At 50.6% G+C, this 13362-nt stretch carries 14 protein-coding genes; 7 read left to right on the forward strand and 7 right to left on the reverse strand.

The window, feature by feature from the left end; all coding sequences use genetic code 11:
* From QP938_02695 to QP938_02715, 5 genes are all read left to right on the forward strand, one after another.
* On the forward strand, positions 1–960 hold the full coding sequence (locus QP938_02695) for an acyl-CoA desaturase (protein WIO74833.1): 960 nt from the start codon (positions 1–3) through the stop codon (positions 958–960).
* Positions 957–2231, forward strand: a complete 1275-nt coding sequence (locus QP938_02700; protein WIO74834.1) for an FAD-dependent oxidoreductase — start codon at positions 957–959, stop codon at positions 2229–2231. Before QP938_02695 ends, QP938_02700 begins: the two co-directional genes overlap by 4 nt.
* Positions 2200–2991 carry a DUF1365 domain-containing protein gene (locus QP938_02705; GenBank protein WIO74835.1) on the forward strand — a complete coding sequence of 264 codons (792 nt, stop codon included), beginning with the start codon at positions 2200–2202 and terminating at the stop codon, positions 2989–2991. Before QP938_02700 ends, QP938_02705 begins: the two co-directional genes overlap by 32 nt.
* On the forward strand, positions 2988–4259 hold the full coding sequence (locus QP938_02710) for a cyclopropane-fatty-acyl-phospholipid synthase family protein (GenBank protein WIO74836.1): 1272 nt from the start codon (positions 2988–2990) through the stop codon (positions 4257–4259). The genes QP938_02705 and QP938_02710 overlap by 4 nt, the downstream gene beginning before the upstream one ends.
* A 437-nt stretch (positions 4260–4696) precedes the next feature.
* Complete coding sequence (locus tag QP938_02715) at positions 4697–4888, forward strand: hypothetical protein (protein WIO74837.1); 192 nt, start codon at positions 4697–4699, stop codon at positions 4886–4888.
* An 84-nt stretch (positions 4889–4972) separates the two neighbouring features.
* Here the strand turns inward: QP938_02715 and QP938_02720 are convergent, their stop codons facing one another.
* Positions 4973–5458, reverse strand: a complete 486-nt coding sequence (locus tag QP938_02720) for a flavin reductase family protein (GenBank protein WIO74838.1) — start codon at positions 5456–5458, stop codon at positions 4973–4975.
* Positions 5459–5548: 90 nt separating this feature from the next.
* Positions 5549–6046, reverse strand: a complete 498-nt coding sequence (locus QP938_02725; GenBank protein WIO74839.1) for an Lrp/AsnC ligand binding domain-containing protein — start codon at positions 6044–6046, stop codon at positions 5549–5551.
* A 279-nt stretch (positions 6047–6325) separates the two neighbouring features.
* Here QP938_02725 and pepQ point away from each other — a divergent pair, with 279 nt between their 5' ends.
* On the forward strand, positions 6326–7648 hold the full coding sequence (gene pepQ, locus QP938_02730; GenBank protein WIO74840.1) for a Xaa-Pro dipeptidase: 1323 nt from the start codon (positions 6326–6328) through the stop codon (positions 7646–7648).
* 48 nt (positions 7649–7696) lie between these two features.
* On the opposite strand, the gene QP938_02735 is transcribed toward pepQ, so the two are convergent.
* From QP938_02735 to QP938_02750, 4 genes are read right to left on the reverse strand one after another with little or no spacing between them, the layout of a single operon-like run.
* The gene (locus QP938_02735) at positions 7697–8272 is read right to left on the reverse strand and encodes a BON domain-containing protein (GenBank protein WIO74841.1); all 576 of its coding nucleotides are present in this window, start codon (positions 8270–8272) and stop codon (positions 7697–7699) included.
* Positions 8272–8859, reverse strand: coding sequence for an SIS domain-containing protein (locus tag QP938_02740; GenBank protein ID WIO74842.1), 588 nt, complete (start codon positions 8857–8859; stop codon positions 8272–8274). Before QP938_02740 ends, QP938_02735 begins: the two co-directional genes overlap by 1 nt.
* Before the next feature lie 26 nt (positions 8860–8885).
* Positions 8886–9284, reverse strand: coding sequence for a YraN family protein (locus QP938_02745; protein ID WIO74843.1), 399 nt, complete (start codon positions 9282–9284; stop codon positions 8886–8888).
* A 9-nt stretch (positions 9285–9293) separates the two neighbouring features.
* Positions 9294–11192, reverse strand: a complete 1899-nt coding sequence (locus QP938_02750) for a penicillin-binding protein activator (protein WIO74844.1) — start codon at positions 11190–11192, stop codon at positions 9294–9296.
* A gap of 11 nt (positions 11193–11203) precedes the next feature.
* Between QP938_02750 and rsmI the strand changes: the two genes are divergently transcribed.
* Positions 11204–12040 carry a 16S rRNA (cytidine(1402)-2'-O)-methyltransferase gene (gene rsmI, locus QP938_02755; GenBank protein ID WIO74845.1) on the forward strand — a complete coding sequence of 279 codons (837 nt, stop codon included), beginning with the start codon at positions 11204–11206 and terminating at the stop codon, positions 12038–12040.
* Here rsmI and QP938_02760 read toward each other — a convergent pair.
* A complete protein-coding gene (locus tag QP938_02760; GenBank protein ID WIO74846.1) occupies positions 12037–13146 on the reverse strand; it encodes an ATP-NAD kinase family protein in 1110 nt (369 codons plus the stop codon). The two genes, rsmI and QP938_02760, sit on opposite strands and share 4 nt — an antisense overlap.
* Positions 13147–13362: the final 216 nt, after the last annotated feature.

Here is a 13362-nt window from a genome sequence, read left to right on the forward strand (position 1 = left end):
ATGATGGAAAAGTTGCGAAACACCCTGATGCTGTGGATAGACAGTGGTCGCCGTGTCGACAGCAATGAGGATGATACGGACAATGAAATTGATTGGCTTAGGATTGTTCCATTCATTTTAATGCATCTGGCCTGTTTTTCTGTAATTTGGGTGGGCTGGAGTCCGGTAGCAGTTGTTGTTGCTCTGTTCCTCTATGGCATACGCATGTTTGCCATTACTGCGTTTTATCACCGCTATTTTTCCCATAAATCCTTTCAGACTTCTCGAGCAGTGCAGTTTATTTTTGCGGTTATTGGCGCAGCCTCTGTACAGCGAGGGCCACTTTGGTGGGCGGCTCACCACCGTAATCATCACGCCAATTCCGACGAGCCGAACGATGCCCATTCGCCGGTTCAGGATAGCTTCTGGTGGAGTCATATGGGCTGGTTTTTAAGTCGCAAACATTTTGAAACGCGCTGGCAATATGTCAAAGACTGGAGCCGTTACCCAGAGCTGGTTTTCCTGGATCGGTTCGATCTGTTGGTGCCAGCCGTGTTGGCAGTGTCGATGTATATTCTTGGGGCGCTCCTGCAAACATTGGCGCCAGCCCTGGAAACCAGCGGATTGCAGATGTTGGTTTGGGGCTTTTTTATTTCAACGGTAGTGTTGTATCACGCCACGTTTACTATTAATTCATTGGCGCACCGGTTTGGCAAAAAACGTTACCCGACAAGCGATGACAGCCGCAATAATTTCTGGTTGGCACTGCTGACTTTCGGGGAAGGATGGCACAACAATCATCATTTTTACCCTCGCTCAGTTCGACAGGGGCACCGTTGGTGGGAGCTGGATTTCACTTATGCAATATTAAAGCTGATGGCTGCATTTGGGCTGGTTTGGAGAATGACGCCGGTACCAGAACGAATTCGAAGGCAACGAAATAATCCGGTTTCATCAAGGGCGGTGGGGGATAAGCAATGAAAGTAGCCATTATCGGTACTGGCATTAGTGGCAATGTAATGGCCTATCACCTTTGTGCCGAACATCAGGTAACTGTTTTTGAAGCCAATGATTATGTTGGCGGCCATACCCATACCCATGAAATTGAAGTGGGTAACCAGACTCTGGCAGTAGACTCCGGCTTTATTGTATTTAATCGTAAAACCTATCCCAATTTTGTGCACTTGTTACGCCAGCTCGGTGTTGAGTGGCAAGAGAGCTGCATGAGCTTCAGTGTTCGTTGCGAGCGCTCGGGGCTGGAGTATAACGGCACAAATATGAATGGGCTTTTTGCACAACGGCGCAATTTGTTGAACCCCGCGTTTTATCGTTTTTTATCAGAAATTATTCGCTTTAACCGTGAGTCAATAGCCTTGTTGAATTTGCCAAATGAGTCGCTGACTTTTGGCGAGTTCTTGCGTGATGGCGGTTACAGTCAGCGCTTTATCGACAGCTACATAATTCCAATGGGCGCTGCTATCTGGTCCACCAGTGCAGAGCTGATGCTGAAGTTTCCGGCGCAATTCTTTATTCGTTTTTTTGATAATCACGGGATGCTGAGTATTGATGAGCGACCGCAATGGTATGTAATCAAGGGCGGTTCGAAAGAGTATGTCAAAAAGCTATGTGGCCCATTTGCCGATCGTATTCGCCTTAATTGCCCGGTTACATCGGTCAGGCGTTTTTCTGATCGTGTCGAGATTACCAGTCGCGATGGGGTTGAAGCTTTTGATGTGGTGATTTTTGCCTGTCACAGTGATCAGGCGTTGATATTGTTGAGTGATCCGGATGAAACCGAGCTCAAGATTCTGTCGGCTTTTCCGTATCAGAAAAATACTGCATTGCTGCACAGTGATGTATCAGTTATGCCAACCCGGCGTCGTGCATGGGCGTCATGGAATTATCGGGTGCGGGGCGATGGGGTGGCTAAGCCGATAGTCAGTTATCACATGAACAGGCTCCAGAGTTTGCCTGTAAAACAGAACTTTTTTGTCACACTAAACGACAATGAACGAATCAATCCTAAGTTGGTTTTGCGTGAGTTGACCTATCACCATCCACTTTTTACTGTCCCGGGAATCGCGGCACAAAAACGCCACAGGGAAATTAATGGTGTGAATCGCACATTTTTTGCTGGCGCTTACTGGCGATATGGGTTTCATGAAGATGGGGTGGTAAGCGCGTTGGATACTCTTGAGCACTTTCGACAATGGCGAGCCAATGAACAGTTGTCTTTACGAAGGATGGGTTAGGCACCGGCGGTTTAAGCCGCGTAATCATCAGTTCCACTATCGGCTGTTTATGCTGTATGTGGATCTGGACGAGTTGCCTTTGTTATTTAAAAAGCGCTGGTTGTGGTCGGCATCCGGGCCGGCATTGGCACATTTTCGACGCAGTGACCATCTTGGTAAAGCATCAGAGCCGCTTGCTGACTCTGTGTGTAATCTGATTTTGAAGCGCACTGGGAAAAAGTTCGAGGGGTCTATACGGTTGCTCACCCACTTAGGGTACTGGGGGCATCGATTTAACCCGGTTAGCTTCTTTTACTGTTACTCAAAAGGTGAAGAAGAGCTTCAATTTATTGTCGCGGAGATCAATAACACCCCTTGGCGGGAACAGCATTGCTATGTGCTGGACTGTGAGAAACGGCAAGGTCACAAGTTTAACTTTGATAAACAGTTTCATGTCTCGCCATTTATGCCAATGAGCATGGCATATCAGTGGCGATTTAATCGACCCGGAGAGTCTCTCGCAGTACAGATGGAGAATTTTCACAACGAAGAGCGGATTTTTGATGCCACTCTTTCCATGCAAAGCAAGGCATTAACCGGGAAAAACCTGGCGTCAGCACTGGTGCGATTTCCCTTCATGACTCTGCAGGTGGTGGTGGGAATTTATTGGCAGGCTTTCCGGTTGTGGTGCAAGAAAGTGCCATTTTATTCCCACCCCAAACATTCGGATTCTCATAATCCAAAAAGGCAAACGGATTTTTCCAAGGAGGAGCAATCATGAAAAGTTCTCAATTGGTACAACGAATGGTGGATGAAAATCGCGGTCACTGGTTGGCCAGGCTTGCAAAACGGTTACTGCATAGCAAGTTTTCCCGATTGCAGGTGGGAGCGGTGCAAATCGTAGAGGGTCAGCAGAGCTATCGGTTTGGTTGTCTCGATAAGGACTTTCCTGAATTGATACGAATTGAAGTGCTGGATCAGGCGTTTTATCCGGAAGTGGTTTTTGGCGGCAGTATCGGCGCCGGTGAATCCTATATGCGCGGTGCCTGGAAGTGTTCGCAGCTGACCGAATTGGTGCGGCTGATGTTGCGAAATCGCAATGTGCTGGATGCGGTAGATAGCGGAGCCGGTCAACTGCTAAAACCATTAAATAAATTATTTCATTGCATGCAGCGCAATACCTTGTCCGGCAGTCGCCGTAATATAGCCGCGCATTATGATCTGGGTAACGATATGTTTGCGGCATTCCTCGACGAAACTATGACCTACTCCTGTGGCATTTTTGAGGATGAAAATGCCACCATGTATGACGCTTCTGTGGCCAAGCTGGATCGGGTTTGCCGGAAGCTGAAGTTGTCCAGCGAAGATCACCTCCTGGAGATAGGCACCGGTTGGGGAAGTATGGCAATACATGCCGCAAGTCACTACGGGTGCCGGGTGACCACAACCACCATATCCGGGAAGCAGCACCAACTTGCAGTCCAGCGCATTGAGGCGGCGGGGCTGTCTGACCGAATTACCGTGTTGTTGAAGGATTATCGCGAGCTGGAAGGCGAGTACGACAAACTGGTCTCGATAGAGATGATTGAGGCTATCGGATACCGTAATTATCCCCAGTACTTTCGAAAATGTGCGCGGCTGTTAAAGCCCGAGGGAGCAATGTTGCTTCAGACCATTACTATCGCAGATCAGCGATTTGACCAAGCGGCCAAGTCCGTGGACTTTATTCAGCGTTACATCTTTCCTGGCAGTTGTATACCGTCAGTTGCTGCGATGACGGATGCTATAGCAAAGCACAGCGACCTCCGACTCTATAATCTGGAAGACATTGGCCCCCATTACGCAACTACCCTGGCACACTGGCGCGACCAATTTTTTGCCAATATTGATCAGATTAGAGCTCAGGGATATCCATGCGAATTTGAACTGATGTGGGAGTTCTATCTCTGCTACTGCGAGGGCGGGTTCCTCGAACGCGCGTTAGGGGATGTGCAAATGTTACTGGTTAAGCCTCTAAACAGACAATCCCCTTTGATAACCGCAAATTAACCGGGTTGCAAAGACAATGCTCCAGACTGTTTACCCGTTTGCTACATCATTTCTCCATCTTTGTCTGCTAATTTGCTAACTGGTAGTCACTGGACCTGTGTATCAGTGATGAGAAAGTTGCCATTGGCGGAGCTACAGTTGAACCCTGCAAATCAGTTTTGTACTTGGGGGGTATGAAATGAAGCTTTGCTTTCGGTGTGTAACAGCTTTTGTGATCGCCGCGGCGTTTGCGGGATTGATGGTAGTTTATACATACAGCTGCCATATGCCATCCATTTTGGTGGCAGGTGTTGGTATTTGTGCCTCGATATTGCTCGGTGAGAGGTCCTTGGGTAAGGACGATCATCCTGTAGAGCGTCGAGAAGGAGCAAACCAATCGTCAAGAAGAAGTGTTTAGGGCCGGAAGGCTAATGTTGTTGTTTGATAGGAGTTGGATCATGAGGATGTGTACTTGGCGTAGTGCTTTGGGGTTGGTGGCAGGTGCTGCTGTTGGCTACCTGATAGATCTGGTAACAGGTCAGCTTGGTGTTTGGATCAGTCTTGGTGCTGGTCTGGGGGCTGGGTGTGGAGCCACTTTCCAGATGCTGGCTGATAACGAATTTGACGACTCTGCAGCTAATTACTGCTGAGCCGTAACAATAGCTCGTTCACAAGAGCGGCTACTTAACCTTTTCTATGCCACTGCCCATCGGGCGGTGGTTTTTTTTTGCCAGTTAATCCTCGGCGACGCTTTTGTAGCGGCCACAGTGGAATAGCAGGGGGGAGCCACCGTGATAATCAAAGTCACGGACTTTGCCTACGATGATGATGTGATCCCCGCCCTCATAGCAATGTTCGGTTGTGCATACGAAACGGGTTTCGTAGTCAGGCAGTAAAGGTGTGCCATTACTATCCGGTTGCCATTGGAGATTGGTGAATTTGTCATTCTCGCTGCTGGCAAACAGGTTGGATAGCGCTTCCTGTTCACGCTTGAGAATGTGAATTGCAAAATGGTCGGTTTTGGTGAAGGTTTCCAGATAGCGCGAGCGCTTGTCGATACTCCAAAGTACCAGTGGCGGATCCAGGGAGACCGAGGCAAAGCTGTTAACGGTCATCCCGATTGGCTCACCCGTATCACTTGCACTGGTAACCACAGTGACACCGGTAGCAAAGGTGCCAAGTGCATTGCGAAACTCCCGCTTGTGGTCAATAACTTTCATATCGATCTGTCAGGTTACTCTTTGTGGGGCGCGCATTGTGCCGTACTGTAGTGTCGAAAACCACCTTCTGTTGGGGCCTGTTAACAGGCTCTACAGCTGGTCATGGTCGTAAAACTGAAGTGGCAAGGCCGTATCAGACTTCACTTCCTGCATTGCCACATAAGTATGTGTTTCCCGGACATTGGGGATGTTGGCCAGCTCTTCACCAAGGAAGCGTCGATAAGTTTGCATGTCTGAAGTGCGTACTTTTAGCAGGTAGTCAAAGCCCCCGGAAACCATGTGGCACTCCTGTACTTCTTCGAGCTGGCTGATGGCGCGATTGAATTCATCCAGCTCCCTTGAGGCGGTGCTACGCAGGGAGACCTGGATAAATGCCAGCAGGCCAGTACGCAATTTATAAGGGTCGAGAATGCAGGTGTAACGTTGTATGTAACCATCACGCTCGAGCCTTTTGACCCGCTCCAGGCAAGGAGGAGGTGTCAAATGAACTCTTTCAGCCAGTTCGACATTGGATATTTTGCTGTTCTTTTGCAGTATGGCCAGGATCTGTAAGTCCACTCGATCTAACGGCTTATTCTTTTTGCTCATGACTTTGTTAGGTATTGTCGATGATGATCATTATTCTATTCCAAATTTTAGGGTTTTGCCTGCTCCGGGTTCTGAACCACTTTCGATCTGCGCCGAAAACAAGTAAATTGGCGCGTTTTGTCGAATCGTTACAGCGTACACAATTTACACACGAATGCTGGCATTGATCGCCAGGCATAAGAGCAGAGAGGCTCAAACTGGGTTATATACCCATCGAAAAGGAGTTTCGGTGTCAGGAAAGGCAGTGTCAGCCGTCACGGGTATCAAACTGAGGGCACCATGCACGCAGAGCTGTTCAGTCGTCATATAGAATCAAAATTCGCACAATTCCTCACTATTATGGAGGAAAGCGGATGGGAGCATTTGTTGATATCGTCGGGCTCGGAGTTGATACAATTCCGTGACGATATGGGCTACCCATTCAAAGTCAATCCTTACTTTAAGGAGTGGCTGCCGCTGACCCAGCGCCCAAATTGTTTCCTGTTGATCTCTGAACTGGAAAAGCGCCCCAAGTTGTTTCTGAAAGAGGCCACAGATATCTGGCATACCACACCGGAGTCGCTTCCGGCAGGATTTGAGCAAGCGGTAGAGGTGTGCCACTTTCACGAGACCAAGGAGCTGTTTGCCAAGCTGCCCAAGGATACCCGTCATATGGCCTATATTGGCCCGAAAATGACGGCGATGTCAGGTGTTTCTGATGAGCAGCGTAATCCTCAGTCGCTTATGAATCGTATTGATTGGCTGCGTGCGGTGAAATCACCTTACGAGCAGGCCTGTATTCGCGAGGCTAACCTGATTGCCGCCAGGGGGCATAAAGCGGCTGAAATGGCATTTCGCGCTGGCAAGTCAGAAAACGAAATTCTGCTGGACTTCCTGGTGGCAGTGAAGTGCTCGGATCGAGCACTGCCTTATGAGCCGATTATGGCTCTCAATGAGAACTCTGCCGTTCTGCACCACAATCGCCTGGCGAGTATTGCGCCTGATGAGTCGCGCTCCTTCCTGATTGACGCCGGTGTGGATGTGAATGGTTACGCCTCTGACATATCTCGCACTTACGCGGCCAATGAAAGTACCCTGTTTGCTGCGATTATCCAGGCTTTGGATAGCGCCCAACAGCAGTTGATTGCCAGTATTGCTCCGGGAGTCAGTTATGTGGCCCTGCATCAGTTGGCCCATCAAAAGATTGCGGAAATTCTTAAAGAGTTTGAGGTATTCAATTGCTCGGTTGAGCAGGCGCAGGAGCGTGGTCTGACTTCAGTCTTCTTTCCTCATGGCCTCGGTCACTTCCTCGGGGTGCAGGTGCACGACAAGGGTGGCCACCAGGCTGCACCACAGGGCGGTGATAACCCGCCTCCACTTGAGCATCCTCATCTGCGTCTGACACGCACGATAGAAGTTGGGCAGGTATTTACTATCGAGCCGGGTATCTACTTTATTCCTTCATTGCTGAAAAAGGCTCGAGAGGGTGAGTTTGCCGATTCAATTGACTGGGACAAAGTTGATGAACTGCTGCCCTACGGTGGTATTCGTATAGAGGATAATGTACTGGTGACTGAGACAGGGGCTGAAAACCTGACTCGCCAGGCGTTTTCTGAGCTATAAGCGAACAGAAATAAAAAAGCCGCGCAGTGCGCGGCTTTTTTATTCTCATCAATTTGTGTATTCAAACACTTTGACCACCCGTTGCACGCCACCAGTAGTGCTGGCAATCAGCGCGGCCTTCTTGGCTTGCTGCTGGTCGACGATACCCATCAGGTAGACCACGCCGCTTTCAACAACAATTTTGATGTCTGAGCTGTCGAAATTCTTCTCGGCAACCATTTTGGTGCGTAACTTGGTACCCAGCCAACCGTCGTTGGTTCGAGCCAGCATAGAGGACGGGCCTTTGACCTGAAGCTCATTGTGCACCTGCCGAACACCGCGAAAATCGCGAGCGGTTGTACCTGCCAGAGTGCGCATCTCCGCACTGGGCACCTCTCCGGTCAGCAGTACTACGCCGTTGTACGCGTGAATACTGATGTGGGCCTGCTCTAACAGCGGGCTGGCTTTTTTGATGTTGACGCCAACATAGGTTTCGATCTGCCAGTCATTCAAGTCAGTGCCGATCGTAGTTTCACCGGGATCTGGCTTAACAGGCTCGTCAGTAAGTGAGTGAATAATGTTCGTGCAGCTGGCCGAAAGTAAAACGGAAACCGATAACAGGCCTGTGCTTAACAGACGCAACATTAATTAATCCCTCCAAACAGTTGTTGATCAATCAGGTCGCACATCGCAAACAGGCACAACAGTTGTACTTCTTGAATGCGATGAGAGTCACTATGGTGAGTGCAAAGTTCCAGATCATTTTCGCTGAGCAGGCTGCGCAAATTGTTGTCGCCATCGGCGGTAAAGGCGATTACCTGCATGCCTCTGTCGTGGGCAGTGTGAATGGCCTGGGCCAAATTGGCTGGATCGTCACCGGTGCTGAATGCAATCAGTAAATCACCCTCTTCACCGAGGGTGCGCACCTGGCGACTGAATATCTCACTCACACTGTGGTGATTGGCGATGCCGGTAAGCAGACCACTGTCTGCCTGTAAATTGATGGCAGGAAATCCCGGACGTTCCAGTTTGTACTGATGCAGGAGATTGTGACAGAGTATGGCTGCCATATTCCCGCTTACGCCGTTGCCACAGCAGAGCAGCTTTTTCCCTTCGAGGAGGCTACCGACAGTAATTTCACTGGCTGCAACCAGCAAGGGGGCCAGTATCTCGCCACTGTTCATTTTGGCTTCGATGCTTTGGTGAAAGAGTTCTATGACTCGCTGTTCCATCACAATTCTCTGGTTGGCCGCTTTAATTAGGCGCTGAACGCATTAGTTAACCATTCTACGCGATATGCCGGTGTTTTGTGGGGCAAAGATGTGTCAACTTCGATACAGATTACATCGAACCGGCAGCTCATTTGAGCCATCGCCGGGTACTTTTGTAAATAGTGCTCAGCGGCGTAAATCAGGCGTTTTTGTTTGTGGTAATTAACGCTTTCTGCCGCGCTGCCAAAATCGGTTCGGGATCGACAGCGCACTTCGATAAATACCAGGGAGTTTATATCCCGACAGATGATATCAATTTCACCACGTCTACATCGATAATTGTTGGTGATAATCTGCAGCCCCTGGCTCTTCAGGTGGCGACGTGCCAGTAGCTCGGCTTCAATGCCAGTGAGTTTTTTTCGGGCGTCCTTGCCTCGTTTCCACATATTGCTTTCCTATAGGTTATCGGTCTCTTCAACAATTTTTGCCGCACGAACCCGCCCCTGACGAAATTCAGCCCAGGGGTGTTCGCGAATAATTTCCTGGCTTTTCGGGTCCAGTAATAGCGTGCCGGTGATGCCCGGCAGGCGGGTGCTGGGCAGGGTTTGCATGTGCAGCACACCCTGGTGAATTCGATAGGCATCAACGCCCAGCGCAAACAGCAGTTTCAATGGTTGGTGCAGAGCGTTGTCCGGCTTTATGTTGCCGGTAATGTTTCCGGGCAGCGCCCATGGCATGGCGGTAAAGCGAATGCCATTCAGGTCGTTATCGCGCGCTGGATCTGGTTTGCCTGTATATACCCAGGAGGTTGCGTAAACCGGCAGGTTAGAGGCCGAGTAGTAATCCAGGGTAGGTTTGATCAGTCGCGCATCATTGGGGCTGGCATGAAGAAAGATCATGTCCACGTCCTGGCGGCGACGGAGCGGTTCGTTAACCAGCTTTTTGCCAAGCAGGCGAGCCAGCTCGTTGGTGCGTTGTTGGTTTTGATCAATCAACAGGGCCTGTTTTGTGATGTTTTTGTAGTCTGTTATCCCCTCCGGATAGCGGGACTTGGTCAATACTGTGCCACCAAGCTGCTCCCAGGCATGGGTAAAGGCGGTAAGTACTTTGTCACCCAGGTCACTGGTCGGGGTGAAGGTGACTACCGTACGGTGACCTTCCAGCCAGGCGCGCTGTGCTACTTCTTTGGCCTCATCCGCGGGAGTCACTCCAAACTGATAAAGGTTTTGAGCGGGCAGATCGAAGTCATCAGGCAAGTAGTTAAGGGTTACCGTTGGAACACTCAGGACAGTAGTGTTGTTCAGCTCTTTAACCAGGTTTGGATCCAGGGGGCCAATCACCAGCTGCGCACCTTCAGTGACGGCCTGTTGGTAAGTTGCTGTAATACTCTGTCCATTGCTGGTGTCATACACCTTGATGGAAGGCGGGGTGCCGCCGTTAGCAAGTACGTCGTAATAGGAGGCCATAAAACCATCCAGCAGAGTCTTGCTGGGGGCGCCAAATTTGTCGTGAGACAGTGGCAGCAGCAGCGCCAGGTGCTTGGGCAGGTTGGCGGCGATGCGATTGATAGCATCGAGTCCTTCCGGCGGATAGATGGCTGCAGGGTGCCATGCCCAATTCTGACGCCAGTTGGCCAAGCTTTTTTGCAGTTGGGTGATATCGCCAGGGTTGTTGCGACTCACGCTGGTTAATGTGTACCAGCCCATTGTTACCCGATCATTCTCTGCTTGCAGCGCCTGATCCAGGTCGTTTTGTGGCAAGCGACTCAGTACCTGCCAGAGTTGATCGTGAACCTGGTGAATGCTTACGGGATCCGCGAGTGATGTGGATAACGCTATGTACTCAGCGATACTGCGCTGTTCTTCGCCGAGCAGACTGAACAGATCGGCGCGTAATTGATGCCATTTCTGTTGAAGTTCCAACGGCATTTGCTGGTAGTGTTGCTCCAGTGCCGGGTGAATGAGGAGGCTGCGGGCGGTAAAGAAGTTGTCTTCAGACATCGCCATTTCTGCCCCCAGCACCGAATACTCGGCCAGCATCTGCAGGTTCAGCCGTGACTTGTCGATCTCGGCAAACACTTGGTGGGCGCGCTCCAGACTGTTGCTTCGATAAAGCATGTCCGCAGCTTCGATCAAAAGATGTTCGCGCTGGGGTGAGCCGGATTGTCTCGCTCTATTGATTAAATTTTCGGCGCGTTCTGACACAACCTGTTCAGTTGTGTATCCTTCTCCGCCTGGCTTGACTCCTGAAGGCTGGCAGGCGCCAAGCATAAGACCGAGAGAGAGCAGGCTAATCAGGCTCAGTGTACGAGTGCCGGAGTGATTACCGGTATGACGTAATAAAGACAGTTTCATGGAATCCATCAATGGCTGGTGAATTATTTGTAGTAGCAACGCCAATCGGCAATTTGGGCGATATGGTACCCCGTGCAGTGGAAGTTCTACAAACGACGGATTTGGTAGCGGCAGAGGACACACGTCACAGTCGTAAACTATTGGACCACTTTGGCATCGATAAACCGCTGGTTTCCTATCACGACCACAGTGGTGGGGCAAAAGTGGATGGCCTGTTGCAAGCACTGCGAGATGGAAAAAATATCGCTCTGGTGTCCGATGCCGGCACGCCGCTGATTTCCGATCCGGGCTATCGACTGGTAAAAGAAGCGCGCGACGAAGGCTTTAAAGTAACCCCGATACCAGGTGCTTGTGCTGCGGTTACGGCACTGTGTGTGGCTGGTCTGCCCACCAACCGGTTTTCCTTTGAAGGCTTTTTGCCTGCCAAGTCGACCGCGCGACGCAAGCAACTCGAACTGTTGGCGTCAGAAAGTCGCACCATGGTTTTTTATGAGGCGCCCCACCGGGTACTGGAAACCTTGCAGGATATGAGTGACCTGTTTGGTGTGGAGCGAACAGCGGTGTTGGCTCGTGAACTTACCAAAGCATTCGAGACGGTGATAGCTAAACCACTCAGCGAGCTTGTTGAAACCGTTTCTGCCGACAGCAACCAGCAGCGCGGTGAAATTGTACTGGTGGTAGCGGGAGCCGAAGAAAAAGAGCAGAGTGCGGATGACATTGAGCAACAGCGGGTATTGAAAGTGTTGCTGGAAGAGCTGCCAGTCAAGCAGGCCTCCTCGCTGGCGGCAAAACTCACCGGTGGCAACAAGAAGGCACTGTATAAACTTGCGGTCGAATTAAAGAATTAATCGGTGACCCGGTACAGGATCGCATCGTAGTAGCCGGTATGCACTGGCATCAATCCGGCCAGCATTCTGTTGGCCTCATCATTGCCACTGTCGACAATTAAGGGGCGGCCATTCAGTTCCTTGATCTTGGTTTTTGTGGCGACAATATAAATATTCTTGCGGCCCAATCTAAGCAGCAGTTCAGGGCTGAGCTGCTGGTTGCCGCGACCAATAATATGCCCCTGCCCGCCAATTACCGTGATCACCAGGCAGCTCTCGTAATCATTGGTCAACTCCAATAGCTGTGGGGCGGTGCAGTCACTGGCGATCAACTGACCGTTTTCAATCATGTCCACGCCGAGAAGAGTGTTCGGCAGTCCAAGTTGATCCATAATTGCCTGCACAGTGCTGCCGGAACCCATGATATAGCGAACATCGTTTTCCATCTGTTCGATAAAGTCAGCTGCGATGTCATCCAGCACCAGCTCTTCCACTTCCTTGCCGCCGTTTTTTACACTCTGGATGTATTCGTGCTGCTGTGGAACGGTTAACTCTCCGTAATAGCGAGCGCGGACTTTACCCTCCCGAAAGGCCGCTTCATCAATGTCGCGCACTTCCTGCTCACCCAGAGTCACCAGTTCGCCTTTAATCAGCATGGCAACTACTTCGCCGGCTGCTTTGGGGGTGATGGCGTAAACGCCAGAATGAATTTTGACGCCAGCGGGAACGCCCAGTACAGGTACCTGGCCGTCGAGCACGTTCACCAGATTGCGAGCTGTGCCATCGCCGCCAGCGAACAGAATCAGGTCGACACCTGCTTCGGCCAACTCCAGAGCTGCTCGCTCGGTGTCGGCAGCCGTAGTGGCACCTGATTCGATCTGGCCAATCACATTGGGTTCAAACCCTGCTTCACGGGCAGTGTCGGCACCCATTTCGGCGGGATAGGTAATGATTTCGACCGGCAGTTCTTTCAGGGGCTGCAGAGCCTGAAGGGTTCTAATTCCTGCCTTGGGTTCCGCTCCTCGCGCCAGGGCCTCGCGAACGGTTTCGATGCCGTCGCTACCTTTGAGCGCAACACTGCCACCAATACCTGCCAGGGGGTTAATAATCAGACCCAGTCGAAACACAACTCTCTCCGGTTTTCGAAAAGGGGCAATTCTAGTGGATTTGAGCAATAGACTGTAGGGCAATCACACAGAGTAGCTCACTCCATAAGGGCGTAGGTAGCGACGATTTGTGGGTTATATGAGGAGCGGCCTATGCCCTTATGGAGTGAGCGGATTGTGTTGTGAATGAGAAAGTTTAGTAGCTTTAGTGCCTTGAAGGCGCTGACTTGGGGTAAA

The sequence above is a fragment of the Porticoccaceae bacterium LTM1 genome (genome assembly GCA_030252795.1).
Lineage (GTDB): Bacteria > Pseudomonadota > Gammaproteobacteria > Pseudomonadales > Porticoccaceae > SCSIO-12696.

Bases quoted from the DNA above. Each gene is read 5' to 3' on its own strand.
- QP938_02695 (WIO74833.1), top strand. From the start codon at position 1: ATGATGGAAAAGTTGCGAAACACCCTGATGCTGTGGATAGACAGTGGT.
- QP938_02700 (WIO74834.1), top strand. From the start codon at position 957: ATGAAAGTAGCCATTATCGGTACTGGCATTAGTGGCAATGTAATGGCC.
- QP938_02705 (WIO74835.1), top strand. From the start codon at position 2,200: ATGAACAGTTGTCTTTACGAAGGATGGGTTAGGCACCGGCGGTTTAAG.
- QP938_02710 (WIO74836.1), top strand. From the start codon at position 2,988: ATGAAAAGTTCTCAATTGGTACAACGAATGGTGGATGAAAATCGCGGT.
- QP938_02715 (WIO74837.1), top strand. From the start codon at position 4,697: ATGAGGATGTGTACTTGGCGTAGTGCTTTGGGGTTGGTGGCAGGTGCT.
- QP938_02720 (WIO74838.1), bottom strand. From the start codon at position 5,458: ATGAAAGTTATTGACCACAAGCGGGAGTTTCGCAATGCACTTGGCACC.
- QP938_02725 (WIO74839.1), bottom strand. From the start codon at position 6,046: ATGAGCAAAAAGAATAAGCCGTTAGATCGAGTGGACTTACAGATCCTG.
- pepQ (WIO74840.1), top strand. From the start codon at position 6,326: ATGCACGCAGAGCTGTTCAGTCGTCATATAGAATCAAAATTCGCACAA.
- QP938_02735 (WIO74841.1), bottom strand. From the start codon at position 8,272: ATGTTGCGTCTGTTAAGCACAGGCCTGTTATCGGTTTCCGTTTTACTT.
- QP938_02740 (WIO74842.1), bottom strand. From the start codon at position 8,859: ATGGAACAGCGAGTCATAGAACTCTTTCACCAAAGCATCGAAGCCAAA.
- QP938_02745 (WIO74843.1), bottom strand. From the start codon at position 9,284: ATGTGGAAACGAGGCAAGGACGCCCGAAAAAAACTCACTGGCATTGAA.
- QP938_02750 (WIO74844.1), bottom strand. From the start codon at position 11,192: ATGAAACTGTCTTTATTACGTCATACCGGTAATCACTCCGGCACTCGT.
- rsmI (WIO74845.1), top strand. From the start codon at position 11,204: ATGGCTGGTGAATTATTTGTAGTAGCAACGCCAATCGGCAATTTGGGC.